The sequence below is a fragment of the Streptomyces sp. NBC_01381 genome, from assembly GCF_026340305.1.
In the GTDB taxonomy this organism is placed as follows: Bacteria; Actinomycetota; Actinomycetes; order Streptomycetales; family Streptomycetaceae; genus Streptomyces.
In genome coordinates this window covers 173,475-199,843 of the sequence record NZ_JAPEPI010000003.1, presented here as the reverse complement: position 1 = coordinate 199,843, position 26,369 = coordinate 173,475, and the positions used below count along the sequence as shown (strand labels likewise).

Annotated in this window: 27 protein-coding genes; 11 read left to right on the top strand and 16 right to left on the bottom strand. The window is 70.6% G+C overall.

Going from position 1 to position 26,369, the window contains the following annotated elements; all coding sequences use genetic code 11:
* Positions 1 to 2: 2 nt before the first annotated feature.
* Together OG453_RS39095 and OG453_RS39090 are read right to left on the bottom strand one after the other, a co-directional pair.
* A complete protein-coding gene (locus OG453_RS39095) occupies positions 3 to 344 on the bottom strand; it encodes a hypothetical protein (RefSeq protein WP_266873476.1) in 342 nt (113 codons plus the stop codon).
* A gap of 37 nt (positions 345 to 381) precedes the next feature.
* The gene (locus OG453_RS39090; protein ID WP_266873475.1) at positions 382 to 1,836 is read right to left on the bottom strand and encodes a serine/threonine-protein kinase; all 1,455 of its coding nucleotides are present in this window, start codon (positions 1,834 to 1,836) and stop codon (positions 382 to 384) included.
* Between the two features lie 149 nt (positions 1,837 to 1,985).
* Between OG453_RS39090 and OG453_RS39085 the strand changes: the two genes are divergently transcribed.
* Positions 1,986 to 3,677: a VCBS repeat-containing protein gene (locus tag OG453_RS39085; protein WP_266873474.1), complete on the top strand. Its 1,692-nt coding sequence runs from the start codon at positions 1,986 to 1,988 to the stop codon at positions 3,675 to 3,677.
* 3 nt (positions 3,678 to 3,680) lie between these two features.
* Here OG453_RS39085 and OG453_RS39080 read toward each other — a convergent pair whose 3' ends face one another.
* Together OG453_RS39080 and sigJ are read right to left on the bottom strand one after the other, a co-directional pair.
* Positions 3,681 to 4,289: a hypothetical protein gene (locus OG453_RS39080; protein ID WP_266873473.1), complete on the bottom strand. Its 609-nt coding sequence runs from the start codon at positions 4,287 to 4,289 to the stop codon at positions 3,681 to 3,683.
* A 76-nt stretch (positions 4,290 to 4,365) separates the two neighbouring features.
* Positions 4,366 to 5,307 (bottom strand): RNA polymerase sigma factor SigJ, encoded by a 942-nt coding sequence (gene sigJ, locus OG453_RS39075; protein ID WP_266873472.1) that lies wholly within the window; start codon positions 5,305 to 5,307, stop codon positions 4,366 to 4,368.
* A gap of 187 nt (positions 5,308 to 5,494) precedes the next feature.
* Between sigJ and OG453_RS39070 the strand changes: the two genes are divergently transcribed.
* Entirely contained in the window at positions 5,495 to 5,968 is a 474-nt protein-coding gene (locus tag OG453_RS39070; protein WP_266873471.1) for a carboxymuconolactone decarboxylase family protein, read from the top strand.
* A 51-nt stretch (positions 5,969 to 6,019) separates the two neighbouring features.
* Here OG453_RS39070 and OG453_RS39065 read toward each other — a convergent pair whose 3' ends face one another.
* Positions 6,020 to 6,430 (bottom strand): nuclear transport factor 2 family protein, encoded by a 411-nt coding sequence (locus OG453_RS39065; protein ID WP_266873470.1) that lies wholly within the window; start codon positions 6,428 to 6,430, stop codon positions 6,020 to 6,022.
* A 254-nt stretch (positions 6,431 to 6,684) separates the two neighbouring features.
* Between OG453_RS39065 and OG453_RS39060 the strand changes: the two genes are divergently transcribed.
* Complete coding sequence (locus tag OG453_RS39060) at positions 6,685 to 7,149, top strand: phospholipase (RefSeq protein WP_266873469.1); 465 nt, start codon at positions 6,685 to 6,687, stop codon at positions 7,147 to 7,149.
* 73 nt (positions 7,150 to 7,222) lie between these two features.
* On the opposite strand, the gene OG453_RS39055 is transcribed toward OG453_RS39060, so the two are convergent.
* A complete protein-coding gene (locus OG453_RS39055; protein WP_266873468.1) occupies positions 7,223 to 7,630 on the bottom strand; it encodes a RidA family protein in 408 nt (135 codons plus the stop codon).
* 106 nt (positions 7,631 to 7,736) lie between these two features.
* Between OG453_RS39055 and OG453_RS39050 the strand changes: the two genes are divergently transcribed.
* Positions 7,737 to 8,117 (top strand): helix-turn-helix domain-containing protein, encoded by a 381-nt coding sequence (locus OG453_RS39050; protein WP_266873467.1) that lies wholly within the window; start codon positions 7,737 to 7,739, stop codon positions 8,115 to 8,117.
* Positions 8,118 to 8,158: 41 nt separating this feature from the next.
* Complete coding sequence (locus OG453_RS39045; protein WP_266873466.1) at positions 8,159 to 9,007, top strand: alpha/beta fold hydrolase; 849 nt, start codon at positions 8,159 to 8,161, stop codon at positions 9,005 to 9,007.
* A gap of 100 nt (positions 9,008 to 9,107) precedes the next feature.
* On the opposite strand, the gene OG453_RS39040 is transcribed toward OG453_RS39045, so the two are convergent.
* Positions 9,108 to 9,665 carry a DinB family protein gene (locus OG453_RS39040; RefSeq protein ID WP_266873465.1) on the bottom strand — a complete coding sequence of 186 codons (558 nt, stop codon included), beginning with the start codon at positions 9,663 to 9,665 and terminating at the stop codon, positions 9,108 to 9,110.
* A gap of 167 nt (positions 9,666 to 9,832) precedes the next feature.
* Positions 9,833 to 12,022, bottom strand: a complete 2,190-nt coding sequence (helR, locus tag OG453_RS39035; protein ID WP_266873464.1) for an RNA polymerase recycling motor ATPase HelR — start codon at positions 12,020 to 12,022, stop codon at positions 9,833 to 9,835.
* A gap of 250 nt (positions 12,023 to 12,272) precedes the next feature.
* On the opposite strand from helR, the gene OG453_RS39030 reads away from it, so the two are divergent.
* On the top strand, positions 12,273 to 13,244 hold the full coding sequence (locus tag OG453_RS39030) for an ATP-binding cassette domain-containing protein (RefSeq protein ID WP_266873463.1): 972 nt from the start codon (positions 12,273 to 12,275) through the stop codon (positions 13,242 to 13,244).
* On the top strand, positions 13,241 to 14,032 hold the full coding sequence (locus OG453_RS39025; RefSeq protein WP_266873462.1) for an ABC transporter permease: 792 nt from the start codon (positions 13,241 to 13,243) through the stop codon (positions 14,030 to 14,032). Before OG453_RS39030 ends, OG453_RS39025 begins: the two co-directional genes overlap by 4 nt.
* Here OG453_RS39025 and OG453_RS39020 read toward each other — a convergent pair.
* The gene (locus tag OG453_RS39020) at positions 14,013 to 17,177 is read right to left on the bottom strand and encodes a BTAD domain-containing putative transcriptional regulator (protein ID WP_266873461.1); all 3,165 of its coding nucleotides are present in this window, start codon (positions 17,175 to 17,177) and stop codon (positions 14,013 to 14,015) included. The two genes, OG453_RS39025 and OG453_RS39020, sit on opposite strands and share 20 nt — an antisense overlap.
* A 24-nt stretch (positions 17,178 to 17,201) precedes the next feature.
* Positions 17,202 to 17,675: a Rid family hydrolase gene (locus tag OG453_RS39015; RefSeq protein ID WP_266873460.1), complete on the bottom strand. Its 474-nt coding sequence runs from the start codon at positions 17,673 to 17,675 to the stop codon at positions 17,202 to 17,204.
* Between the two features lie 96 nt (positions 17,676 to 17,771).
* Between OG453_RS39015 and OG453_RS39010 the strand changes: the two genes are divergently transcribed.
* From OG453_RS39010 to OG453_RS39000, 3 genes are all read left to right on the top strand, one after another.
* The gene (locus OG453_RS39010) at positions 17,772 to 18,962 is read left to right on the top strand and encodes a GlxA family transcriptional regulator (protein WP_266873459.1); all 1,191 of its coding nucleotides are present in this window, start codon (positions 17,772 to 17,774) and stop codon (positions 18,960 to 18,962) included.
* Positions 18,963 to 19,025: 63 nt separating this feature from the next.
* Positions 19,026 to 19,433 carry a YciI family protein gene (locus tag OG453_RS39005; protein WP_266873458.1) on the top strand — a complete coding sequence of 136 codons (408 nt, stop codon included), beginning with the start codon at positions 19,026 to 19,028 and terminating at the stop codon, positions 19,431 to 19,433.
* Positions 19,434 to 19,450: 17 nt separating this feature from the next.
* Positions 19,451 to 20,590 carry an RNA polymerase sigma factor gene (locus OG453_RS39000; RefSeq protein WP_266873869.1) on the top strand — a complete coding sequence of 380 codons (1,140 nt, stop codon included), beginning with the start codon at positions 19,451 to 19,453 and terminating at the stop codon, positions 20,588 to 20,590.
* A 61-nt stretch (positions 20,591 to 20,651) separates the two neighbouring features.
* Here OG453_RS39000 and OG453_RS38995 read toward each other — a convergent pair whose 3' ends face one another.
* Positions 20,652 to 21,029: a toxin Doc gene (locus tag OG453_RS38995; protein ID WP_266873457.1), complete on the bottom strand. Its 378-nt coding sequence runs from the start codon at positions 21,027 to 21,029 to the stop codon at positions 20,652 to 20,654.
* On the bottom strand, positions 21,029 to 21,268 hold the full coding sequence (locus OG453_RS38990) for a hypothetical protein (protein ID WP_135331575.1): 240 nt from the start codon (positions 21,266 to 21,268) through the stop codon (positions 21,029 to 21,031). Before OG453_RS38990 ends, OG453_RS38995 begins: the two co-directional genes overlap by 1 nt.
* A gap of 56 nt (positions 21,269 to 21,324) precedes the next feature.
* Here OG453_RS38990 and OG453_RS38985 point away from each other — a divergent pair, with 56 nt between their 5' ends.
* On the top strand, positions 21,325 to 21,768 hold the full coding sequence (locus OG453_RS38985) for a hypothetical protein (protein ID WP_266873456.1): 444 nt from the start codon (positions 21,325 to 21,327) through the stop codon (positions 21,766 to 21,768).
* 44 nt (positions 21,769 to 21,812) lie between these two features.
* On the opposite strand, the gene OG453_RS38980 is transcribed toward OG453_RS38985, so the two are convergent.
* The 4 genes from OG453_RS38980 to OG453_RS38965 form a co-directional block, all read right to left on the bottom strand.
* A complete protein-coding gene (locus OG453_RS38980) occupies positions 21,813 to 22,382 on the bottom strand; it encodes a DUF664 domain-containing protein (protein ID WP_266873455.1) in 570 nt (189 codons plus the stop codon).
* A 270-nt stretch (positions 22,383 to 22,652) separates the two neighbouring features.
* A complete protein-coding gene (locus OG453_RS38975) occupies positions 22,653 to 23,312 on the bottom strand; it encodes an MSMEG_1061 family FMN-dependent PPOX-type flavoprotein (RefSeq protein ID WP_266873454.1) in 660 nt (219 codons plus the stop codon).
* A 130-nt stretch (positions 23,313 to 23,442) separates the two neighbouring features.
* On the bottom strand, positions 23,443 to 24,849 hold the full coding sequence (locus OG453_RS38970; protein ID WP_266873453.1) for a carboxyl transferase domain-containing protein: 1,407 nt from the start codon (positions 24,847 to 24,849) through the stop codon (positions 23,443 to 23,445).
* Positions 24,842 to 26,326: an acyl-CoA synthetase gene (locus OG453_RS38965; protein ID WP_266873452.1), complete on the bottom strand. Its 1,485-nt coding sequence runs from the start codon at positions 26,324 to 26,326 to the stop codon at positions 24,842 to 24,844. Before OG453_RS38965 ends, OG453_RS38970 begins: the two co-directional genes overlap by 8 nt.
* Positions 26,327 to 26,369 lie beyond the last annotated feature (43 nt).

Here is a 26,369-nt window from a genome sequence, read left to right as displayed (position 1 = left end):
TGTCAGGGGCGCCGGCCCTCCGGGTCCGCCCCGTTCAGCGCCAGGACCCCGGACCGCAAGCTGCCTCCGTCGAAGCGCTCGACGGCGTACGACACCCAGGTCGCCGACCGGGTGACGTAGAGATGGGGAATCCGGACGGCCACCGCCCCGCCCACCCACGTGCCCGCGATCCGCAGCCGCGACTCCCAGCGATGGCTCCACGTCACCCAGCTAACGGTGACGACGTCGTTGGCGGCCATGCCGGAATACGCGCCGACCCGGACGGTGGCGGGCCCCACGAAGTCCATTTCCAGATAGCCGTCGACGGCCTCGTCGACGCTCGGCGGCGCAAGGAGCACGCCCATCACATCCCCCCGGGTCAGGCCCACCCCGCCGATGCCGTCAGCGGGCGTCGTCGAAGCCGAGGTGCGTGATGCTGGCGGCTATGCCCGCCACCTTCACGTCGACCACGACCTTGCCCCTCGTCCATTTCGTCGTCGAGCCGTCGGGCGCGCCCATCGTCGTCAGCACGGCCACTGGCAGCCTCTCCCGGTCCTCGGCCTCGGGGTAGAAGACCACCAGATACAGCCGGCCGCGGGCGTTGAAGCCGTACTGCGTATTCATCACGACGTCGCAGAACGTCTCCGGGCCTTGGCCCGTGACCCACCACTCGCCGTTCTCCTGCGTGGCGGCGGAGAACCGCGCCCGGAAATCGGCGACCGTCGCACCCCACGGCAGACCGTTCCAGCCCCATTCGACCGAGCCGGGCTCCGCGACGGCAGGCGAGGTGCCGGCCGCCGCCCGCCGACGGCCCGGCACGAACCGGGAGAGACCGCGGCGGGGTGGGGAGTCCGGGGCGGTCGTGTCGCGGCGGGTCGCACCGTCACGGCTCGCGCGAGCACCGAGACCGCCGAGACCGTCGAGATCGCCGTCTTCGATCGAGCCGCCTTCAGCGTCATAGAAGTCGTCACCGTCATCGGCGTCATTGCCGATCTCGGCCTCGACGTCGCCGATCAAGGTGGTGACCCGCTGCGGCAGCCAGTCGTCGCTCGCGTCGGCGCCCGCGAAGGCGCGCAGTATCTCGGCCATCTCCGGCCGGGCGGCCGGATCCTTGGCCAGGCAGGCGGCCACAAGACCGCGCAACTCGTTGTCGACCAGCGACAGATCGGGCTCCTCCTGGACGATCCGGTAGAGCACGGCCGCCGGATGCCCGACGCCGAAGGGAGAGGCGCCGGTCGAGGCGAAGGCCAGCACGGAGCCGAGCGAGAAGACGTCGCTGGCGGGAGTGATGTCGGTGTCGCCGCGGGCCTGCTCCGGCGACATGTAGGCGGGCGTGCCGGAGATGACGCCGGTCGCCGTGTGGGTGGTGGCCTCCAGGGCGCGGGCGATCCCGAAGTCGATGACGCGCGGCCCGTCGGAGGCCAGGATGACGTTGCCCGGCTTCAGATCGCGGTGCACCAGGGCGCAGTTGTGTACGGCGCCGAGCCCTTCGGCAAGTCCCGCCGCCAGTACGCGCAGTGTCTTGGCCGGCAGCGTGCCGTGCTCGGAGACCGCCGTCTGCAGCGAAGGCCCCGGTACGTACGCGCTGACGAGCCAGGGGCGCTCCGCGTGCGGATCGGCGTCGATGACCTGGGCGGTGTAGAAGCCGCCCACCCGCCGGGCCGCCTCCACCTCCCGGGCGAAGCTGCGACGGAACCCCGCGTCGGTCCCGTACTCCGGGCGGACCAGCTTGACCGCCACCGGGCGGCCGCCCGCGGAACGGCCGAGGAAGACCTGCCCCATGCCGCCTGCGCCAAGCCGCCCCACCAGCCGGTAGCCGCCCACCCGGTCCGGGTCACCCGCCTGCAGAGCTTCCATCGACACTCCCCGTCTTCGGCCAACTGCCCCTGGAGGCAGATCTTTTCAGAGGCGGACGCGTGGTGTGGGGAATCAGGGGTGGCAGTGATGGAAGTGATGGGGGTGATTGAGGTGCAACCTTTGGTGCCGCTGAACGGTCAGTCAAGCCTGTGAGCACACCTTCGCCGCACGGCCTCCGTCCCAAGGCGCCGACTCGGGCCGGGGCCGGGGCCGGGGCCGGGGCCGGGGCCGGGGCCGGGGCCGGGGCCGGTCGCCGTATCGCCGTCATCGCCCTCGTCGTCCTTGCGCTGACTCTCGCGAGCGTGGTGGCGTACGTCCATTTCTCCGGTTCCTCCAGTGGGCACAGCAACCCGGGCGTACCGCAGCCCACGCCGCCCGTCGAGTCGGACGGCAAGGCGCCGGCCGTCGCCCCGGCCGAGTGCGCCGCACCGCCCGCCGCCTCGGAGCGCACCGCACCGGCAGCCCCGCGACAGCAGGCCAATCGCGCGGACTTCAACGGCGACGGCTTCCCCGACCTCCACCTCAACGCCTGGTACCGCCCCAAGGAAGGCGGCGGCTGGCTGCACCACCGCGCCCTCGTGGCCGGCTCGGCGCGAGGCATCGCACCGGCCGCCGCCGTCCCGCTGAGCCTTCCCGGACTCGACCCGGCCACCAGCACCCGCCCGCTGGTCATGAACAGCGCCGCCCACCTCATGGGGGACCTGGACGGCGACGGCCTTGCGGACCTCGTCGTCCAGAACCTGTTCCGCAACCGCGAACACAACTGGACCGGACAGAGCATCGTCTGGGGCACCAAGAAAGGCACCCCGCGTGCGGCGCGACTCCCCGCCGACGACCCGCTGTTCGCGTCGGCCGGCGACTTCGACGGAGACGAGGCCCTTGACCTGATCGGGCTGCCGGAGGGCCGCGACATGGAGCCCGCAGGTTTCCACGTGCCGCGTCCAACGGCCTGCCTCACCATCCTCTACGGGCCGTTCACCCGCGCCGGCGCACCCCGAAGGACCGCAGCCGTCGAGGCCACCCAGGGTGGATACGTGGGTGTGTCCACCTTCGTCACCGGCGACTTCGACGGAGACGGCCGCGACGACGTGGTCACCCGCGGCGGGCTGCCCCTGCCGGCGGAGGACCAGGACGTGTCCGACTGGTACGACGAGGACCGCCTGCCCCGCGGCCTCACCGACACCCGCTTCTACCGTGGTACGCCCGCAGGTCCAGCCGTCGCCGCCCTGCCCGCCGACGTGGGGAGCACTCTGCCGCTGCCGGACCGCGACGGGACGAGCACGCCGCTGCTCACCGTCGGACAACTGGACGGCGACCGGTTCACGGACATCCTCCAGACCGACGGGACGATCCTGCACGGAGGACCGCACGGCCCCGGCGCCCGCACCAGCCGCCTTCCCGCCCCCTACGACACCGGGGGCGAGGACCCGCCCGGAACGTTGCGGACCGTCGGCTACACCGGAGGCCCCGCCCGCGCCGACCTGAACGGCGACGGCCAGGACGACCTGGTGTACCGGGACTCCCGCAACAAACCGGCGGGCAACGTGACCATCCTGCTCTCGCGGCCCGACGGCGGCTACGCGGACCCGCTCACCATCGATCGCCTCCGGCTCGACCTGCCGAGCCGTCCCTCGCACAGTGCGGACGCCGACAACTTCGGCTGGGACGTCGCCGCCGCCGACCTCGACCGCGACGGCGCCGCCGAACTCCTCATCGGCTACCGGGGCTTCTTCAAGCCCCGTGAGGAACACGGCTATTGGGTCTTCCCCGGAACGTCCGACGGCCCGGACATCAAGAAGGCGCGGCTCCTGCCCGTACGGGAATTGGTCGCAGGAAGGTGAACTTCAGGCCTGGCCCTCGGGATCCTCGCTGAGGAACTCCGCAACCAGCTCTGGCGGGTTGGCGGCCCGGGTGAGGGCGAACATCTCGTCAGGGGCGAACATGTCGTAGAGGATCACCGGCAGCGGCCGCCCCAGAGCGCGGACGAGGTGGCCCTCCGCGTGGAGCTCGCGGGCCACGTCGACGCAGAGCGCGTTGAACTCCTCCGCGAGCCGCTCGTCGCGTTCCTCCTGCTCCTCCTCGGAGAGGCCTTCCGCTGCGGCCTGGTCATCCTCGTACCAAAGGCCTTGTTCCATCGCCTCGTGGCGGTGCAACTCGGCGCCGGCCGGGTCGTGTTGGGGATCGTGGCCGGTGATGCGTACGCCTTCGAGGCCCGAGGGCGGGAAATAGGCGTAGTTCCAGCGGGCCTCCCACGCCTCGCGGGGACCCAGTTCGGCGAGCAGCCGGGCCACCTCGGTCTCGGTGTTGTAGCCGATCGCCAGATACGGGAACCGAGGATCCTGGTCGACGCTGTCGATCCGGAACGTGACGGCATAGATCTCGGACGCCACCTCTTCGGGGAACTCGGCCAGGGTGCGCGCGGCAACCTGACCCAGGTGCAGGCGGAAAGTCATCGACAGCTCTTCTCCTCGGTGGCGTCGCGGCGATCGCCGGTGCGGATTCTAGGCAGGGGCGGCGCGGCGGCCTGCGTCAGACCCTTCTCCACGGGCGGAGCTTCTCGGGGTTCCGTACCGCCCAGAGGTGCTTGATCCGGTCGCCCGCGATGTCGAAGGCGATCACCCCAGTGGTGATGCCGTCCTGCTGGATGACCAGGCCGGGCTGGCCGTTGACCGTGCGCTCCAGGAGCGTCCGGTCGAGGTCCGATGTCGCACTGGTGAGGGCGATCAGGTAGCGCGCGAGCTGTTCGCCGCCCTGGATGGGATCGAGTGCGGCCCTGACCACGCCGCCGCCGTCGGAAAGTCCCGTGGCGTCGGGGTCGAGCAGGCTGATGAGGGCGGCGATGTCTCTGGCTTCCCAGGCCTGCTTGAAGTCTCTGACGATGTCGGCCCGCCGGGAAGCGGACGTGGCGGGTGCCTCGGAGGCCCGGATGCGACGGCGGGCGGAGGTGGCCAGCTGGCGGCATGCGGCGGGCGTCCGGCCGACGATCTCGGCGACGTCCGCGAAGGGGTACTGGAAGACGTCGTGGAGGATGAACGCGACACGCTCGGCGGGGGTCATGGTTTCGAGCACGACGAGGAAGGCCATGTTGATCGACTCGGCCAGGGTGACGCGGTCGGCGGGGTCGGCCGCAGTGCCGCCCGGCCGCCCGTTGACCCAGTCCGCGTGGTGGGGCAGGGGCTCGGGAATCCATTCGCCCACATAGCGTTCGCGGCGGGCGCGTGCCGAGCCGAGCAGATCGAGGCAGACGCGGCTCGCGACCTTGGTCAGCCAGGCGCCGGGCGATGCGATGACCGCGCGCTGGTGAGGGGACATCGCGTACCAGCGGGTGTACGTCTCCTGGACGACGTCCTCGGCGTCGGCCAGCGAGCCCAGGAGCCGGTAGGCGAGGCCGGTCAGCTGACGCCGCTCGCTCATGATCGTGCTCAGGGCCGGATCGAGCCTGCCGTCTCCCGGCGCGGATGGGGTCCTCATCGTGTCGCCGCTCCCTTGGCTGTGCCGGTGGTCACCAGTACGACGAGGCGGCCCCGCGAAATGTGACGTCGGCGCGCCGCCTCACAATCCGCGGGGCCGCCTCGTCGGTAGTGCTGGGACCAAGACGATCCCGCGAACAGCCGTTCCGTCCACGGGCGGAACGGCCGGGCACGAAAGGGAGATCACCATGCAGACGCGACTCGACCACCTCACCAACCCGGTGGCGGCCAAGGCCGTGCAGGGCCTCGTCTCGGCGGCCAAGGCGGTCGCCGAGACGACGCTGCCGGCCGCGACGGGGGAGCTGGTGCTGCTGCGTGTCAGCCAGATCAACGGCTGCGGCTTCTGCATCGACATGCACACCAAGGAGGCCACAGCCGCCGGTGAGGCCCCGGCGCGGCTCCATCTGGTCGCCGCCTGGCGCGACGCCACGGTGTTCACGGATGCCGAACGGGCCGCCCTGGCCCTGGCGGAGGAGGGCACCCGCATCGCCGACGCGGCCGAAGGTGTCTCCGACGAGGTATGGGCGAACGCCGCCAAGCACTACGACGAGGAGCAGCTCGGCGCCTTGGTGTCGGTCATCGCCATCATCAACGCCTTCAACCGCCTGAACGTCATCACGCAGCGGCCCGGCGGCGACTACCGGCCCGGCCAGTTCGGCTGACCGGCGACCTCACCGGGCGGCGAGTTCAAGCGGTGAGTTCAGACTGCGAATTCACTTCGTTCGCCCGCTCAGCGGCACCCGCCGCGCGACGACCTTGCGGTGGCTGATGCGCCAGCCCCGATCGGTGGGCACCAGGGTGTCCTCGTAGGTGACGGTGCCGCTCGTGCCGTCCGCGTTGACGCCGATGCCCTTGGAGCGGGCGAGCACCTGGCCGCCGGCTCCCTCGCCGAGCACGATGTTCGTGACGTGATGACCCACGGGATTCGCCTCGCCCAGGGCGAATGCCGCCGCGCGGATGGCCTCCACTCCCTCCAGCGGGTCCATCCCGAAGTCGGAGACGTCGTACACGACATCGTCGGTGAACAACTCGTCAAGCCGGTCGAGCTCTCCGTCGTCGCACAAGTGGCCGTGCATCGAGATCAACTCGGAGATGGCGATGCGGTCCTCGATGTTCAGTGCCATGGAAGTCCTCACGTCGCGCACCGGCCCCAAATGACCGGGCGATGCCTCCCGGTGTTGGTCTGCATGCCACGTGACAGCGGTGGAGCGGTGCGAATCTTTCGGCGCCGGCAGGGCCGATGCCAAGATCCTGTGCTTGAACTCCGTTCGGACGCAAGTTGTCTGAGGGGGGATCAGAAACGGGTATGAGCCATGTGGCGTGCGCGCCCGTGCCGGCGCACGTACCAGTCCGCGTCTCGTACCCACTGGAGGAACCCGTGCGCCGCAAGCTCCTTGCCACATCCGTGACAGCCGCCGCCTTCGCCCTCAGCGTGGCGGTCGCCGCTCCGGCCGGGGCCGTCCCCGCCGACAAGGGCCAGGTACTCAGCAACTGGACCCAGACCAGCGCCGGCAGCTACGACGCGTGGGCCGCGGCCCGGGCGAACCAGGGCGCCTGGAGCGCCTACGCCTTCAACTGGTCCACCGACTACTGCTCGTCGTCCCCCGACAACCCCTTCGGCTTCCCCTTCCAGATGTCATGTGCACGGCATGACTTCGGCTACCGCAACTACAAGGAGGCGGGCGCCTTCGACGCCAACAAGGCGCGCGTCGACAGCGCCTTCTACGCCGACCTCAAGAGAGTCTGCTCCGCCTACAGCGGAGCCAAGCTGGCCTCCTGCAACGCGACGGCCTGGACGTACTACCAGGCCGTCGACAAGTTCGGCTTCGCGCCCGCGGCCTGATGCCCACTCAGAGCCCTGGTCGCCGCAGGCTCGGCGACCGGGGCTCGCCCGGTTTCCGTCGTGAGCGAGCCGCTCAGTCGATGACCGCGGTCGCTTCGACCTCGACCAGGTGGTCGGGGACATCCAGCGTCGCTACGCCGATCAGCGTGGCCGGCGGGACCGGTGCGCTCCCCAGCTTCTCGGCTGCCCGGGCCATGCCGTCCATGAGCAGCGGCATCTTGTCGGGGGTCCAGTCGACGACGTACACCGTCAGTTTCGCCACGTCGTCGAAGGTCGCGCCGACCTCGGTCAGGGCGGTGGCGATATTGAGGTAGCACTGCTCGACCTGGGCGGCGAGGTCACCCTCGCCGACCGTGACCCCGTCGGCGGTCCAGGCGACCTGCCCGGCGATGAAGACCAGCTTCGACCCGGTCGCGATCGACACCTGCCGGTAGGCGTCGATCTCCGGCAGTCCGGCGGGGTTCACCAGGGTGATGGCCATGTGTGTGCCTCCTCAGTCATGACGCGCTCTCTTGTGGTTACTCGGGAACTGTAGGAGAGTGACCGCTGACCTGGAAGAACGCACTTTTCGGTGACTGAGGAACCTCATGGTGACCAAGCAGTTCAGCGGCTCCCCCGAGGACGCGGACCTGACGCGCGCGGACTCGTTGGCGCGGGAGATCTTCTCGGACGTGGCCAACAAGTGGGCGCTCCTGATCATCGACGCGCTGGGTGAGAGCACCCTGCGCTTCGGCGAGGTGCGCAAGGGCGTCGAGGGCATCAGCCACAAGATGCTCACCCAGAACCTGCGGATGATGGAGCGCAACGGCCTGGTCGAGCGGACCGTGTACCCCACCGTGCCGCCGAAGGTCGAGTACACCCTCACCGAACCGGGCCTCGCCCTGCGCGAGATGGTCCACCGCATGTGCGACTGGACCCACCAGCACATCGGCCACATCGAAGCCTCCCGCCAGAGCTTCGACGCCTGACGGGCCTTGTCTCGAAGATCGTTTCGGTGGAAGCTGCGGGAATGCAGAATCTTCCGACATTCGTACTCGTTCATGGCGCCTTCGCGAACTCGTTCTCGTTCGCTCCGCTGCAGGCCGAACTCGCCCTGCTCGGGCACCGGTCGGCCGCGGTCGACCTTGTGGGGCACGGGTTCGAGGCGACGTTTCCCGTCGCCTACCAGGCTCCCCAGGATCTCGCCGCGCTCGCCGCGGCACCGGGGAGCATCAAGGGCGTCACCCTCGCCGACAACGTCGCCCGCGTGATCGAAGTCCTCGAACGCGCGAAGCGGAACGGGCCGACCATCCTCGTCGGCCACAGCAGGGGCGGCGTCACGATCACCGCCGCCGCCAACGCCCGGCCCGACCTGATCGACCGGATCGTGTACGCGTCCGCCTGGTGCCCCGTCGACCTCACCGACTACTACGGCGAGCCGGAGATGGCGGATGTGGACCCCGCTGCCTTCGCTCCGGCGATGGCGGGCAACCCCGCCGAACTCGGTCTGATCCGTATCAACTTCCGCACCGCCGACCCCGGGGTGCTGGCCGCGATGCGGCAGGCCTTCGCCGCCGATCTCACCGACGACGAGTTCCACACGTTCCTGAACACTTTCCAGCCCGACGAGAACCTCGACTTCGGCGCGGCCGGCGACCGGGCACAGGCCGCGACGTGGGGGAAGGTTCCCAAGACCTTCGTGCGTCTTACCGGCGATGCCAGCATTCCGCTCGCCATGCAGGACCGCATGATCCGCGAGGCCGACACGCTCACCCCGGACAACCCCTTCGACGTCCGGACGCTCCAGGGCAGCCACCTGCAGTGGCTCGTCCGCCCGAAGCCGGCCGCCGAACTCCTCGCGAACCTCGCGGCGAGCTGACAACTGCCGCAGCGGCAGCGTCCTTTCACGTCATAGCCGTACGTACGTGAAGCGGTCCGGCGCGGCACCCGCGCCGGACCATCGCCCGGCTCGCCGGCGGTCAGCTCATGCTCGTGGCGCCGTCGAGGGACTCACGGATGATGTCGGCGTGCCCGGAGTGCTGAGCGGTCTCGCTGATGATGTGCATCAACACCTGGCGGACCGACCACTGCGCACCGGGTTCCGTCCACGGGGCCTTCGGCAGTGGCCACGTGGCGTCCAGGTCGGGCACCGTGGTGACCAGTTCGTCGGTACGACGCGCCACCTCGGCGTAGTTGTCCAGGACGCCGGCGAGCGTCTCACCGGGCAGCATCCGGAAGCTGTCGGCCCGGCTGGCCCAGTCGGCCTCGGTCATGGCCGTGTAATCAGGCATCGCCGCCGGGCCGCCGAGGATGAAGTCCCCCCAGCTCTGCTCGACTTCGGCGACGTGCTTGATCAGCCCGCCGAGGCACAGCTTGCTGGCGGTGGTCCGCAGCCCGGCCTGCTCGTCGGTGAGCTCACGGGTGGTGAAGCGCAGAAAATGCCGGTTCTTGGCCAGCGCCGCCAACCATTGCGCACGCTCACCGCTGACGGCGGGCGCCTCGTCCGGGTCGCGGGTGGTCGGCTCGTCTGCAGTCATGGTCTCTGCCTTCCGGTGTTCTCGCTCCGTCGGTCAAGGAACACGGTAGGAGCCATAGAGGTCAGATCCTGGCCTATATGCGTCCTGCCCACCGGGTGGCAGCGGCGGCAGCGGTCTGAAGCCCCCGCTGCCGCCGCTGCCGCCGTTCCGTCAACCGCCCGTCGGTGTCACTCGCTTGTGAGCACGACGAGCTGCTGGGTCGCCCGGGTCATCGCCACATAGCGGTCGACCGCTCCCTCGATCCCCTCGCCGAACGACTCCGGGTCGATGACGACGACCAGGTCGAACTCAAGACCCTTCGACAGCCCCGGGGTCAGCGAGCGGATGCGGGACGTCTCCCGGAACGTGGGATCGCCGATGACGCAGGCGATTCCCTCGGCGTTCGCGGCGAGCCAGGTGTCCAGGGTCGAGTGCAGCTCCGTGACGGAACCGTGGGTGACCGGGATTCCGCTGCTGCGGATGGACGTCGGCACATTGGCGTCCGGGAGCGCCGCCCGGATGGCCGGCTCGGCCTCCTTCATGACCTCTTCCGGCGTCCGGTAGTTGATGCTCAGGGAGGCCACGTCGATCCGGTCGAGGCCGATCCGCTCAAGGCGTTCCTGCCACGACTCCGTGAACCCGTGCCTGGCCTGCGCGCGGTCGCCGACAATGGTGAAGCTCCGGGACGGGGAGCGCAGCAGCAGCATCTGCCACTCCGCGTCGGTCAGCTCCTGGGCCTCGTCCACGACGATGTGCGCGAACGGTCCCGCCAGCAAGTCCGGGTCGGCAGTGGGCAGTTCGGACTCGTCGACCAGGCTGACCTGTGCGTCCTTGCCGCGCAACATGGTCACCAGGCCTTCGCCGTCGTCACCGTCCGCGCCGGAGTCGGCCGCGGCCACGATCAGGTTGTCCACGACCTGCGCCATGCTCTCGCGCTGGGCGGCGAGGATGGCCTCCTGCCGACGCCGCCGACGTGCCGCTTCCGGGTCGCCGAGCCGCTGCCGTGCCGCGTCCAGGAGCGGCAGGTCGGCCACCGTCCAGGCCTCGCCCTCCGGGCGGCGCAGCTTCTTGACGTCGTCGGGGCCGAGGTGGGGAGCGCACATCCGCAGATAGGCGGGCACCGACCACAAGTCCGATACGAGATCGGTCGCCTCGATCAGCGGCCACGCACGGTTGAGGGTCGTGACCAGCTCTTCGTCGTGCCGCAGCGACTTTCGGAACAGGTCGATCGGCACATCGCCGTCGGCCTTGTCCAGCAAGATCGCGACCAGCTCCTCCCAGATCTCCTCGCGCGCTTCATTGTGCGGAGTGCCCGCCCCCGGTGTTTCGAACGCCTCGGCCCAGTCGTCGGCGCTCAGCCAGATGTCGGCCCAGTCGGTCGAGACCGTCATCCCCTTGGTGGGCGGCTCCTCGTAGAACCTGACGGCCTTCTCTATCGCCTTCACCATGGCGGCGGACGACTTCAGAAGCGCCACGTCCGGATCGCTTTCCTGTACGGCTCCCGCGCCCTCGGTCACGAGATCCCGCACGGTGCAGGTCTGCACGCCCTCCTCTCCGAGGCTGGGGAGGACGTCTTCGACGTACCTCAGATAGGGCTGGTGCGGACCGACGAACAGCACGCCGCCCCGACGGTGACCGAGACGGGGGTCGGAGTAGAGGAGGTGGGCGGTGCGGTGCAGCGCCACGACGGTCTTGCCCGTGCCAGGACCGCCGTCGACGACGAGGGCGCCGCGGGACCCGGCCCGGATGATGGCGTCCTGGTCGGCCTGGATGGTGGAGAGCACATCCCGCATCCGGTCCGAGCGGTTGCTGCCGAGGCTTGCGATGAACGCGGACTGGTCGTCGAGCGCGGCGTGCCCGTCGAGCCCGTCGGCGGTGAACACCTCGTCCCAGTAGTCGCTGATCCGGCCGCGGGTCCAGCGGTAGCGGCGGCGGCTCGCCAGGCCCATCGAGTTGGCGTGGGTCGCCGCGAAGAACGGCTCGGCCGCGGGGGAGCGCCAGTCGAGCAGCAGCCGGCGACCCTCGCTGTCGGTGAGGCCGAGCCGTCCTATGTACACGGGATCGGGGCTGTCCTCGCTGACGACACGTCCGAGGCACAGGTCAAGACCGAAGCGGCGCAGGGCACGCAGTCGGCCGGTCAGCCGGTGGATCTCCAGGTCCCGGTCCATGGCCTCACGGCCGATGCCGCCGGGCGCCCTGCGCTCGGCGTCGAGGCGGTCGGACACCTCGGCGATCGCCTGCTCGAGGCTCTCCGCGATGGCCGCGAAGTGCCGCTCGTCGCCGTCGATCAGCGTCGGGTCGGCCTTGGGGGAGAGGGTGTCGGGAAGGTCGAACGCGCTGTCCTCGCATGACCCGTTGACCGACAACAATGCACGCACTTCGTGAATCACCTATTTCCTCAGGTCCTGGCTTAGGCGAGTGATTGTGCGGCACCACCGGGGCCTTGCCGCAAGCCCCCCTGTGCGCTATAAATTAAGAGTGGCAAGGAGCGAGTTCTCTCCTTGCCTTTTTTCGTTTCGTGCGGACGGACCCTCTGCGGCCCCCTGTGGACACCCTCTGCGGCCCCCCTGCGGACGCTGAAACCATCGTGAAACCGCGCTGAATGCGCGCTGCCGCACGCTCTGCGGCATGACGACCACGACATCGCCCCCACTCGCCATCGCGGCCATGGGGCTGCGCAAGGCCTACGGGGACAAGACGGTCCTCGACGGCATCGACCTGGCAGTGCCGCAGGGCACGATCTTCTCCCTCCTCGGTCCCAATGGCGCGGGCAAGACCACCGCCGTGAAGATCCTCTCCACCCTCATCACGGCGGACGCCGGTGATCTGCACGTCGGTGGCCACGACCTGGCCACCGACCCGCAGGCCGTGCGGGCCGCGATCGGTGTCACCGGGCAGTTCTCCGCAGTGGACGGGCTGATCACCGGCGAGGAGAACATGCTCCTCATGGCGGATCTGCACCACCTGTCCAAGCGCGAGGGGCGGCGGGTCGCCGCCGAACTCCTTGAGCGATTCGACCTGGCGGAGGCCGCGACCAAGCCCGCCGCCACCTATTCCGGCGGCATGAGACGGCGTCTGGACATCGCCATGACGCTGGTGGGCAGGCCGCGGATCATCTTTCTCGACGAGCCGACCACCGGCCTCGACCCGCGCAGCCGGCACAACATGTGGGGCATCATCCGCGAGCTGGTCTCCGACGGCGTCACCGTCTTCCTCACCACTCAGTACCTCGAAGAGGCCGACGAACTCGCCGACCGCATCGCGGTGTTGAACGACGGGAAGATCGCCGCCGAGGGCAGCGCCGATGAACTGAAGCGGCTCATCCCCGGCGGACACGTGCGGCTGCGGTTCTCCGATCCGGTCGCGTACCGATGCGCCGCCGATGCCCTGCGCGATGCCACCCGGAACGACGAGGCACTGTCGTTGCAGATCCCGAGCGACGGCAGCCAGCGCGAGCTGCGCGCCGTCCTCGACTGGCTGGACGCCGCCGGCATCGAGGCCGACGAGCTGACCGTGCACACCCCCGACCTCGACGACGTCTTCTTCGCCCTGACCGGCAGCACCGACAAGAGCAACCAGGCCAAGGAGGCCGTCCGATGAGCTCCCTCTCCCTCGCCGCGCGCGATTCCTCCACGATGCTGCGGCGCAACCTCCTGCACGCCCGGCGCTATCCGTCCCTCACCCTGAACATCCTGCTGACGCCGATCGTCCTGCTGCTGCTCTTCGTGTACGTCTTCGGCGACGTGATGAGCGCGGGTATCGGTGGCGGCGGCGCCGACCGTTCCGCCTACATCGCCTATCTCGTCCCGGGCATCCTGCTGATGACCCTCGGCGCCACCCCGGCAGGGACGGCGGTGTCCGTCTCCATGGACATGACCGAGGGCATCATCGCCCGCTTCCGTACGATGGCGATCCACCGCGGCTCGGTGCTCATCGGGCACGTCGTCGGCAGCGTGCTGCAGGCGATCCTCAGCGTGGTCCTCGTCGGTGCCGTCGCCGTGGCCATCGGCTTCCGGTCCACCGACGCCACGGCCTTGGAGTGGCTGGCGGCGTTGGGCCTGCTCGCGCTCGTCGCCACGGCCTTCACCTGGATCGCGGTCGGGATGGGAATGGCCAGCCCGAACGCCGAGGCGGCCAGCAACAACGCGCTGCCGCTGATGATCCTGCCGCTCATCTCCAGCGCCTTCGTGCCGGTCGACGCGATGCCGGGCTGGTTCCGGCCGTTCGCCGAGTACCAGCCGTTCACGCCGGCCATCGAGACCCTGCGCGGACTGCTCCTCGGCAGCGAGATCGGCAACAACGGGTGGATGGCCGTCGTCTGGTGCGTAGGCCTGGCCGCGCTCGGCTACCGCTGGTCCACGTCGCTGTTCAGCCGCGACCCGAAGTAACCGCGCGGGCCGCCTCCCACAGTTCGTCCCGCTCCAGGGCGGCGTACTCCGACACCGCGTCGGCGTACGCCGCCCGGTCGGAGTGCTCGGCCGCCTGACGGGCGCGGGCCGCCGACATGGTGGGCTGGAACTCGCGCAGTACGCGCAGCCGTTCGGCCAGCGCGATCATCCGTACCGCCCCGGCACCGGTGTCGGTTTCGCCAGCGGCGTCGGCGGACGCGAGCCCCGCCATGCCAAGGGCGTGCAGCACCGTCCCGAACACAGGGAGCTCCATCGGCGTACGGGGCGGGCCGGCAAGCAGCGTTCGCAGCCGTTGCCGCAGCCGGTCGACCGGCTCCGCTACGAGCCCGAGACGGCCGGCGTGCGCGTGCGCCGTCACCGCCGCCGACTGGATCTGCAGCGCCCACGGGTCGAGCCAGGGGTCGTCGCTGTGCATCGAGCCGGTCTCGGGCAGGCGTTCCACGGCACTGCGCCACAGGCCGAGGCCGAGTTCCGTCAGCCCGCGGGCGAGCGCGATCTCGGCGTGCCCGCCGAGGTCGGGGCTGTAAAAGGTGTCCTCCTGCGGGGTGTTGGCCGTGTTGGCACCCTCCGCCTGCCGCAGCCAGTGCTCGGCCTCGTCCGGGTCGCCGCGCTGCAGGCAGGCGAGGACAAGAGCCGAGCGGATGCCGATGTAGTCGTCCTCGTGGCCGAGCCCCGGCAGCGCGTCGAGCGCCGCCTTGAGATGCCCGTACGCGGCCTCGCCCTGCCCCGTCCGCAGGCACAGTTCGCTCAGCCGGGAATGGCCCATGAGCCGAAGGGACGGATTGTCCACCGGGGTCAGCGCGGCGATCATCCTGCGGCCCGATGCGATCGCTCGCTCGATGTCGTGCTCGTACTCCCAGATGTAGGTGGCCACGCACTCGGCGATGCCGGCGACCAGCGGCTGCCCGCCGGCGCAGAGTTCGAGCAGTACCGCGTAATCGGGAGGCAGCATCTCCGGAACCGCGCTCAGCACCGCCGCAGTGGCGCGCAGCGGCGTGTCCGGTGGGGCCGGGGGCAGCCGCCGGAGTGTCACGAGGTGGCGCGCGCCATGCGGCCCGTAGTTCATGAACTGGGCCGCCGCGCACAACACGGCCGCGGCGCGGGCGACTTCGACGTACGCGGGCGCCGGGCGGTAGTGCGACAGAGGCGGGCCGGTGTCCGCGGCGAGCGCGGTGAGGCGGGGGTAGTTGGAGTCGGTGAACCACAGAGCGGCGAGGACGGAGGTGACGGCTGCCGTGGTTGCGCCGTCCGTACGGGCCAGGGCGTGCCGCAGCGCCGGCACGAGGTTGTCCTGCTCGGCCCTGATCCGCTCCCGGGCGGCGACGGAATGTTCTGTGCCGACGAGCACGTCGTGGTACGCGACCCCGAAGTCCCGTGCCCAGGTGAGGAATCGGCCGATCGCCTCGTCCTCCTCACCGGCCTCCGCACGCCGAGCCGCGCTGAACTCCCGTACGGACTCCAGCATCCGGAACCGCACACCCGCCGGGGTGTCGGTGACCGTGAGCAGCGACTGATCGGTCAACTCCTCGAGCAGCGGCAGCGCTTCATCGCCGAGGACCTGCTCCGCCGCGTCGCCCACGAAACCGCCGGGGAACGCGGACAGCGTGCGCAGCGCCGCCCTGGCGTCCTCCGTGAGCAGGTTCCAGCTCCACTCCACGACCGCGTGCAGTGTGCGATGGCGTTCCGGTACGTCCCGTGCCCCGCCGCGCAGCAGCGCGAACCGGTCACCGATGCGGCGGGCGATCTCCGGCACCGAGAGCACCCGCACCCGCGCCGCGGCCAACTCCACGGCGAGCGGCAGCCCGTCGAGGTGGCGGCACAGCTCTGCCACCGCGTCCGGCGGCAGCTCCACACCGGCCCTGGCCGCCCGTGCCCGCTGCGTGAACAGCTCGACCGCGGTGTCGGGGCCGAGCTCCGGCAGCGCGTACACCGCCTCCGACGTGAGGCTCAGCGGGGCCCGGCTGGTGGCAAGGACCCGCAGGTCCTTCGAGGACGAGACCAGGGCCTGTACGAGGTCGGCGACGCCCCGGACGACCTGCTCGCAGTTGTCCAGGACCAGCAGCGCGGGCCCGGAGCCGAGCACGCCGATGATGCCGGACACCGGGTCGGCCGCGGCGTGGCCGCTCAGGGCGCCGTGCCGCCCCTCGCCCGCGCCGAGCGCGGAGGCCACCTCCGTGGCCACGTCCGCGTCCGCGGTGAGCGCGGCGAGCGGCACGAAGTGCACCACCCGCTGCTCGGCCGCACGGCCGACGGCGTGCGCGAGCCGGGTCTTGCCGAGGCCGCCGGGGCCGACAACGGTGACGGCGCGTGAGGCGCGCAGCAGACTCCGCACCGCCGCGATGTCCGCGTCCCGGCCGAGGAGTTGGTTTGGCTCGTGCGGCACACCGTGCCTGACGACAGGCGCCTCGCCGAGCAGCAACTCCTCTTGTACGGCCTTGAGCCCGGCGCCCGGATCCGTGCCGAGCGTCTCGCGCAGCTCGCGGCGGTAGGCCTCGTACCGTGTCAGGGCGGCGGACGGGCCAGCCGTCACCGCCTCGCCGCGCAGCAACTCGGCGAGTACCTCTTCGTCGCGGGGATGCTCCGACGCGGCCACGGCCAGCGGCACGGCCGCCTCCGCGTGCCGCCCGATGCGGGCAAGCGCGAGCGCCCGCGCGCGGACGAGTGCACCGCGGACGGGGGCGAGTTCGGCGCGCAACGCGGCCAAGGGGTCGTCCGTATCGCCCACCCCGGCAGGGGCTCCTTCCCACAGGGCGAGCCCGGCCTCGGCCGCGGCCAGCGCCCCCGCGTGGTCACCGGCCCTCCCCCGCTCCGCGCTCGCGGCGGCGTGCAGCAACAGGGCGGAGCTGTCGACCTGTTCCTCGGCGAGGGCGAGCCGGTATCCGGTCGGCGTGCCCGCGATGACATCGGCGCCCAGCTGCGACCGCGCCCTGGACACGAGCACCTGCACCGCCTTGGCCGGCCGCTCCGGCAACGCGTCCGGCCACAGCCCCGCCACCAGGCGTTCGGTGCTGCAGCCGGTGCGCAACTCGCCCGCGAGCAGCGCGAGAAGGGCCCGGAGCCGGGGTGCGGTGACCTCCTGCCCGCAATAGGCGACACGTTCCAGCAGGGTCAGGTCGGTGGTCACCTGTGCAGGTTAGCCAAGGCCGCTTCAGACGCGGGCGACGAACCTGACCTCGACCAGCAGCTCGGGGAAGGCCAGCCGTGGGGTGCCGATCATCGTGCTCGCCACCTGAGGGTCCGGCCGACCGTAGGCCGCCTTGCGAACCGGCCCCGCCGCGGCGTCTCCTGCGTCGGCGTCGACCACGTAAATGACTTCTTCGACGACGTCATCCAGCGAGGCACCGAAACGCCGCAGCAGCTCCGCCGCGTTGGCATAGCACTGGCGCAGTTGCTCGCCCATGTTGGCGAAATCAGTGACCAGTCCGCCGTCGTCGACCGGAGCGGGGGCCACGAGTTCCGTTCCGTCGTGGGCCACCTGACCGGAGAGATAGATGGTGTCGCCGCGCCTGACGGCTTGAACGTACCCGTAATTGTCTTCCCAAGGGACTCCGAAGCTTTCGACCTGATGTGCGCTGCTCATGGCGATCCGTTCATCAAAAGTGAGTTCCGTCAGGGATGCCACGACGCTATGGGGCCAGGTCGGGGCGGGCCAGAGTCGGCTGTGCCACTTACGGAAAGCATCGTGCCGGCGCGGCCGGGCAGCAGCTCCGATGACCGCGTGCGTACGCTGAAGGGAAGAGCGCAGCCAAGGGGGGCGTCATTGCGATCCGGCCAGGACAGGACACTGCGGTCCGAGTCCGAGTCCGAGTCCGAATCCGAATCTGAATCCGAGTCCGAATCTGAATCCGAAGACGGCAAGAAGGTCGTCGCGATTCTTGCCGTGCCGCGGCTGTTTGTGCTGGACGTCAGCATCCCGGCGCATGTGTTTGGTCAGCATCCGGGCTATCGGGTCTTCGTGTGCGGAGACCATGAACTCGACACGGTCGGCGATTCGAGCGGCAGCTCGTCACACGTCGAGATGGCCGCGGGCATCAGACCGACTCACTCGCTCACCGACATGAAATGCGCCGATATCGTCGTCGTTCCAGGCTACGAAGATCCGCATCTCCCCATCCCGGAGGACTATCTCAAGGCATTGCGGATTGCTCACGAACGAGGTGCCCGCATCGTCGCCGTCTGTACGGGCGTATTCGCGCTCGCGGCCGGCGGCATGCTGGCGGGGAAGGCGGTGACGACGCATTGGCGCCATGTCGATCAGCTTCGGGCGCTGTGCCCGGAAGCCGAAGTGGTCGAGAACCGGCTGCTCGTCGAGGACGGGGACATCCTTACGTCCGCGGGCGCGAGCGCGGGAATTGACGCATGTCTCCATGTCGTCCAGAGCGATTTCGGGATCGCGGCGGCAGGCGAGGTGGCCAAGGACGTCGTCTCTTCCCCTGCGCGCGGTGCGAATGAACCGCAGTACGCCGATGTGCTCACCCCGCCCCGCGCCGACCTGCGTACGACTCGGGAATGGGTGATCCAGAACATCGGTGCACCGATCACCGTGCAGCGGATGGCGGACCACAGCCTGCTTTCCCGCAGGACCTTCATCCGGCGATTCGTACGCGAGACGGGGACGCCTCCCATGCGGTGGGTCGTCCTGCAGAGGATCCTCGGCGCGCGTCGGCTCCTCGAAGCCTCCGACTGGTCCGTCGAGCGGATCGCCGCGGAGACGGGCTTCGGCACGGCTGCGAATTTCCGGAGCATCTTCCGACGAGAGGTGGGAGTGACGCCGAGCGCCTATCGGCAGGCGTACGGCGCCTCCCCGCCGCCGGACGCCGGCGAACCGATCAGCTTCGAGAACCAGCCCGGGTCTGCTCCTTCGGCGAGTGCCAAAAATTCTTCGGACGGCAATGTCGAGATCCGGTGACTGGCTCCGTCCCTGCTATGAACGCGACCACAATGGGTCGCATCAGCACCAAGGAGAAGCGTCATGGCCAAGTACCTGCTGCTCAAGCACTACCGAGGCGCCCCGGCCGCGGTCAACGACGTGCCCATGGACCAGTGGACGCCGGGGGAGATCTCGGCCCACGTCCAGTACATGCAGGACTTCGCGGACCGGCTCGAGAAGACCGGTGAGTTCGTCGACAGCCAGGCGCTGGCCCCCGAGGGGACGTTCGTCCGGTACGACGGCGAGGGACGCCCTCCGGTCACCGACGGGCCGTTCGCCGAGACCAAGGACGTCATCGCCGGCTGGATGGTGATCGACGTCGACAGCTACGAGCGCGCCGTCGAGCTGGCCGGGGAGCTGTCGGCCGCCCCCGGGGCGGGCGGCAAGCCGATCCACGAGTGGCTGGAGCTGCGCCCGTTCTACGGCGAGCAGCCCACCATCACGGAGTGACCTCTCAAGTGACTCAGCTGAACGAGGCCCTGCTCAGGAGCCTCACGCCGAGCGTGCTCGCCGTCCTCGTCCGCCGCGGAGCCGACTTCGCGGCGGCCGAGGACGCCGTGCAGGAGGCGCTGGTCGAGGCGGTCCGCGGCTGGCCGTCCGACCAGCCGCGCGACCCCAAGGGCTGGCTGGTCACCGTGGCCTGGCGCAAGTTCCTCGACGCGACCCGCGCGGACACTGCCCGCCGCCGACGCGAGGATCGCGTCGAGGAGGAGCCGGCGCCCGGGCCCGCGCCCGCGGTCGACGACACGCTCCAGCTCTACTTCCTGTGCGCTCACCCGTCACTGACGCCGTCGTCGGCGGTCGCGCTCACGCTGCGTGCCGTCGGCGGGCTCACCACCCGCCAGATCGCCCAGGCCTACCTGGTGCCCGAGGCGACCATGGCGCAGCGGATCAGCCGGGCCAAGCGCACCGTCTCCGGCGTGCGCTTCGAGCAGCCCGGCGACGTCGCCACCGTGCTGCGCGTCCTCTACCTGGTCTTCAACGAGGGCTACTCCGGCGACGTCGACCTCGCCGCCGAGGCCATCCGGCTCACCCGGCAGCTCGCGGCCGCGATCGACCACCCTGAGGTGGCGGGGCTGCTCGCCCTCATGCTGCTCCACCACGCCCGGCGCGCCGCCCGTACCGCGCCCGACGGCAGCCTGGTGCCGCTCGCCGAGCAGGACCGCGGCCGCTGGGACACCGAGTCGATCGCCGAGGGCGTCCAGATCCTGCAGGCGGCCCTCGCCCGTGACCGCCTGGGCGAATTCCAGGCCCAGGCCGCCATCGCCGCCCTCCACGCCGACGCACCCACCGCCGAGGAGACCGACTGGGTGCAGATCGTCGAGTGGTACGACGAGCTCGCGGGCCTGACCGACAGCCCGGTCGTCCTGCTCAACCGCGCCGTGGCCGTCGGCGAGGCCGACGGGCCGCGCGCCGGTCTGACGGCGCTCGCGAAGCTGGACGACATGCTGCCCCGCCACACCGCGGTGGCGGCGTACCTCCACGAACGCGACGGCGACCTGGCGACGGCGGCACGGCTGTACGCGGAGGCGGCCCACAAGGCACCCAACCTCGCCGAGCGCGACCACCTGACCCGCCAGGCCGCCCGGCTCAACGCCCGCCGCTGATGCCCGCCGCTGACGCCGACGGGCCGCGCCCGGACGGGGGACCGCCTGCGCCCCATCACGGTCAGACCTTCCAGGACCTGATCCGGTCGGCGACGGCGTAGACGCTGAGGCGGCTCTCGCGGATGGTGCGTACGAGGTCGGAGAGTGCTCCGTAGGGCGGGTCGATGCCCTCGCCGGACTGGTCCATGTACTGGGCGGCGACGAACGCCGCGTACAGACTGTTGCGATAGGGCAGCGGCTCCAGGCGCACGATGGTGTGCAGCAGCGCGGCGGCGCGCCACGCGGCGTCCGGGTCGGCGGATTCCAGGGTCGGCAGTTTCGTCTTGTGCCGGGCCACGGCGGCGACCAGCGTGGAGTAGTCCGACACGGTCATGTCCTCGGGTGCGACGGCGAACTCCTGGACATCCAAGAGCCAGGCGACGTCTATGTACAGAACCATCAGGCGGCCGTGGACCCCTCATGGCGTTCGGAGGGCGGAATTTCCTGGGGGCGGTCCTCGTCGAACTCGGACCGCAGCTTCTCGGCCCATTCGGAGGCGCCGACGATGAACTGCTTGCGCTCCGCTTCACGGACACCGAGGTCGTGCACGTACTGCTTGAGACTCTTGCCCGCGGCCGCCGCGGCCGCGCGGACTCCCTCGAACTCCTTGTCCGTGAAGGACACGTTCAGCGATGGCATACCACCAAGGTACCAATCAGGTACCTGAGGTGCTCCGGCTGCGCGAAGATCTAGGCATGGACCTGGAAAGCCCGCTGCTGGGCCACTGGAGCAGCCTGCCCTTCTCGTACGGCGTCATGGAGGCCTCTGAGCTGGGCCTTCTCGGCGACGGTCGGGGATGGAGCGCGTGGTTCAACGCCGACGCGCTCTGCGTCACGCGCCTGACGTGGCGGTGCCCACGGCCGGGCGTCGTCGAGCTGCATACGAGATGGAGCGTGCAGGGAACCATCAGTGACGGCCCCGGACCGTTGTCCTTCGCCACGACGGAGCCGGTCGAGCGGCGGGACGAGGTCACGCGCCACCACTACGTCATCGAACCCGCGATCCCGATGCCCGGAGCCGATCCGCTGATGGCGATCAACTTCGAGGAATCGGTGGAATTCTGCAACGAGTACGCCCGGGGCCCAAGGGAGATACGCCCCGAGGACGACCCCTCCCACCTCGTACTTCCGTATCAATAAGGCTGCCCGAGCGCCCGCATCGGGCAGCCACCGGAGCCGAATCGCTACTGGCCCACCCTGCCGTCGACGCACTCGCGCAACAGGTCGGCGTGCCCGCAATGACGCGCGTACTCCTCGATCCGGTGCACCAACAGCTCCCGAATCGCGATCCCGTCCTTGCCCACCCGCTCGCCCAGATCCGGGTGGGCGGCCAGCGCGGCATCGGTCGCGGCCTGCTCGCGCTCCAGCGCGGCGTACGCGGCGTCGACCTCGGCCTGCTCGGCGACGGCCCCGTCGAAGTCCGCGTCACGCTTGCCGTACAGCTTCGGCACCGGATCACCGTCGGTGATCCAGTTGCGCCAGTCCCGCTCCACCTCGACGAGGTGCCGGATGAGGCCGAGCAACGACATGGTCGACGGCGGAACCGACCGACGGGCCATCTGCTCCGCGTCCAGCCCTTCGCACTTCATCCGCAGGGTGATGCGGTAGTTCTTGAGAAAGTCCTCCAGCGTCGCAAGCTCGCCGTCCGGACTGACTCCTTCGCCGTCGCGGGGGTCGTTGTCCGGGTCGGCCCACATGTCGGGGTAGACGGTGGCCTGGCTCCAGCGTGCGGGTTGGTCGCTCATGGGGTGCATGCTCGTGGGTGACGCCCCGGGCCCGCCACTGATTTTCCCCACTCCCTCAGGAGGGCGAAGTCGTCTGGGGCCAGGCCGATTCGGGGGTCGATGCGACGGAGCAGGGCGGTACCCGCCCTTGCCGGAGACCGCCCAGGGGATTTTCGGCGGGCGGTCTCCGGCGTGGGGTGGTTCCTCCGTTGACGGTTTACGGGATGCCCCGCGATTGATCCCGGGCGTGCTGATCTGGGGCTCGGCGGGCTGGTGGTTCAGCAGTCGCTGGTCGGCCCGTTACTCGTACCGGTACTTCAGCGAGTCCGCCTCCGCCTGCTCGATGTCGGCGATCGTCAGTTCCGGCATCCGCAGCTGGGCCAGCGTCACCTCGGCCGAGGCCGGCTGGGCGTCCGACGGCAGCCACTGCTCCGGCTTCCAGGCCCCGCTGCGCAGGAGCGACTTGGGGCAGTGCGGGTAGACCTCCTCGATCCCCACCACCAGCGCACTGGCCGGCGGCTTGCCCACGGCAGTCAGCTGCGAAAGCAGCTCCGGGCGGGTGGAGACGCAGGCCCGGCCGTTCACCCTGAGCGTCGTGGTGCGCCCCGGGATGACGAACAGCAGCCCGGCCCGTCCGGTGGCGATGACGTTCTGCAGGGAGTCCAGACGCTTGTTGCCGGTCGCGTCCGGTATCGCCACCGTTCGTGCGTCCAGGACAGCGACGAACCCGGCGGGGCCGCCGCGCGGGGAAACATCACAGTTGCCCTCGGCGTCCGCGCTGGCGACCAGGACCAGCGACGAGCATCCGATCAACCGCCGGGTCTGCTCGGTGAGTTCGGTCATCTGCTTGCGCACGGCCGCGGCGCTGGGGAGTTCGTAGGCCCGGCGCAGCGTCTCCTGGTCGGGCACGGCGTCGAGGCGGAGCGAGTCGAATGCACTGCTGGCAAGGGATGTCGTCATGCCCCCGACACTAATGGGCCGAACCTGCGATTGATCTTGGCGGCCGCCGCGAGACCTATGGCGAGGCTCACCTCGCCATCGCCGCCCTGGTCTCCGACCGCGCCGCCGAGATCAATCGCGGGTCAGCCCGTCAGGACGGGTCCTTCGTGTCCACGATGCCGCGTACGACGCCGAGGTCCACCAAGTCCTGTGGGCGGATGCGCAGTTGGTCTGCCGTGGCGCGCACCTCGTCCTGTGGTCGTTTGAGGATGGCCGCCGCTGCTTCCGGGGCGATGACCGAGAAGTAGCTGTCAGGTGTTGCCCAGGTGTTGGTGGGAGCGGCGAGTGCCAGTGCGCCGCCCGAGCCGCCCTCGCCGATCAGCAAGGTGGTGATCGGGGTGTCGGCGGCGGCCACTGCGCCGAACAGTTCCGCGATCGCCGCGCCCGCGCCGTGGCCTTCTGCCGCCGCGTCGTTGGCGGCTCCCGGGGTGTCCACCAGCGTCAGTACGGGGATGCGCAGCCGGTCCGCGAGGCGGATCAGCCGTGCGGCGGTGCGGTAGCCGGCGGGGCGGGTGGGTGTGCCGGTCTGGGCCGCGTAGGCGACCGTGTGCGTGCGGCCGGTGGCGTCCGGGCGCTCGCCGAATCCGCACAGCATGCCCTCGTCGGTGCCGCCGCACCGGTCGCCGCTGATCGCCGCGCGGTGTGTGAAGTAGGCGTCCAAGTAGGCCTCGGCTCGCAGCCGTTGGGGGGATCTGGCGTTGCGTACGGCGTCCCAGCCGGTGGCCGGGAGCTCGGTGACGCCCAGGGCGGGGGGAGGCGGGGCGGGCTCGGTCGACGGGTGGCTCAGCAGGTGCAGCCAATGTCCGAGTACCCGTGCCAGTTCCTGCGACGGAACCACCGCGTCGATCGCGCCCGCCGCCAGCTGGGCCTCCGCCGTGTAGGCGGCCGGGTCCGCGTCGGGCGGCCGTACGCGTGAACCGGCGAAACCCACCTCGGCGCCCGGCAGCGCCAGGATCACGTCGGCGCCCGCCCCCAGGGTGGCCCAGCCGCCTCCCGTGGTCGGGTCGAGGAGGACGGCGACCTGGGGCAGTCCGGCCTGTCTGGTGCGCGCGGACTGCCCTGCCACGCGCTGGAGTTGGACCAGCGCGCGCATGCCCTCCTGGACGCGGCTGCCGCCCGTCGCGACGAGCGAGACGAGCGGGACGCGGGCCTCACGCGCGTACGTGTACGCCGCCTCCAGGCGATCACCCGTTCGCTCGCCCAACGACCCGCCCAGGAAGCCGAATTCGAAGGAGATCAGCACGGCGGTGATCCCGCCGACGGTCGCCGTGCCGCAGACGACCGACTCCTCCTCGCCGGTGCGCTCGGCCGCACGCGCGCGCGAGGCGTCGTAGCCCTGCCAGGACAGGGGGCCGTCCGTCCTGTACTCGCCTGCCGGGGCGGGCAGTTCGGTGAAGTCGTCCGTGACGAGGCCGATGGCCTCGCGCGCCGTGCGCCGCCGGACGCCGCCAGCCGCGGGGCGCCCGTCCGCGATCGCCGGTCGTCGGTCGTCAGTCATGGGTCAGCGCCCGCTTCATGATCTTGCCCATGTCGTTGCGGGGCAGGGCGTCGAGATAGTGCACGACCCGGGGCCGCTTGTGAGGGGCCAGGCTGCGTGCCACATGGTCGGCCAACTCCTCGGCCGACGGCGGGGCTTGGGGATCGGCGGGCACGACCCACGCCACGATCCGCTCGCCGAGGTCGGCGTCCGGTTCACCGGTGACCGCGGCCTCCCGCACACCGGCGTGTTCCAGGAGCGCGTTCTCGATCTCGCCCGCCCCGATCTTGTAGCCGCCGCTCTTGATGAGGTCGGTGGCCTTGCGGCCGACGATGCGTACGTAGCCGTCGGGGTCACGCACCGCCATGTCGCCGGTGCGGAACCAGCCGCCCTCGGTGAAAGCCGCCGCCGTCGCGTCGGGCCGGTTGAGGTACTCGGTGAAGAGGTTGGGGCCGCGCACCTGGATCTCGCCCACGGTCTCGCCGTCCCGGGCGGCGACGGCCGTCACCCCGTCCTCCTCCGTCAGACGCAGCTCGACACCCGGCAGCGGCACCCCGACCGCGCCCGCACGCGGCTCGCCGTCCGCGCGCACGCTCGTGTTCATCAGCGTCTCGGTCATCCCGTACCGCTCGATGACGCGCCGCCCCGTCGCCGCCGCGATCCGCTCGTGGTCGTGCACGGGCAGGGCCGCCGACCCCGACACGAGCAGCCGCGCCCGCGCGAGCGCCTTGGCCAGCGCGGGCTCGTCGGGCAGCGCCTCCGCGATCCGGTGGTACATCGTCGGCACCCCGAACAGCATCGTCGCGCCCTCGCTCAACTCCTGGGCCACGCCTGCCGTTTCGAACCTGCCGAGATGCCGTACGGATCCACCGCGGCGCAACGGGCCGAGGATGCCCAGGATCAGGCCGTGCACATGGAAGAGCGGAAGGGCGTGGACGAGTACGTCGTCGCCGGTCCACTGCCAGGCGTCCGCGAGGGCGTCCAGCGTGGCGGCGACGGCCCGCCGCGGAATCACGGCACCTTTCGGCGGGCCTGTGGTGCCGGAGGTGTAGACGACCAGGGCGGGGTCTTCGGCGCCGCGTTCCGCGGGCCCGGTGGGGGAGGGGCGCCCCGCTTCCGTGGCGTTCACGTCGACGTCGATGCGCTCCAACGCGTCCAGCGGAGGGGGCAGTTGATCGCCTCCGGCCGCGAGGATCAGTGTCGGCGCGCTGTCGCCCACGATGTGCCCCAGCTCGCTCTCACCCGACTTCGGGTTGAGCGGCACGGCGGGGACGCCCGCCAGCAGGGCGGCGACCACGGCGACGGCGGTCTCCAGGGTGGGGGTGGCCCACACGGCGACCCGCCCCGCGCCCGAGACGCGCGCGGCGAGCGGTGCCGCCGTGGCCGCGAGCTCGCCATACGTCAGGGAACGGTCGCCGAAGCGCAGGGCGGGCCGGTGCGCGTCGGCGCCGTCCGGTTCTGCCAGTGCCGCCGTCAAGGCCGGGAAGAGAGGGGACACGCGTCGTACTCCTTATGTCGTTCGTCAGCCGACCGTAAGCCGT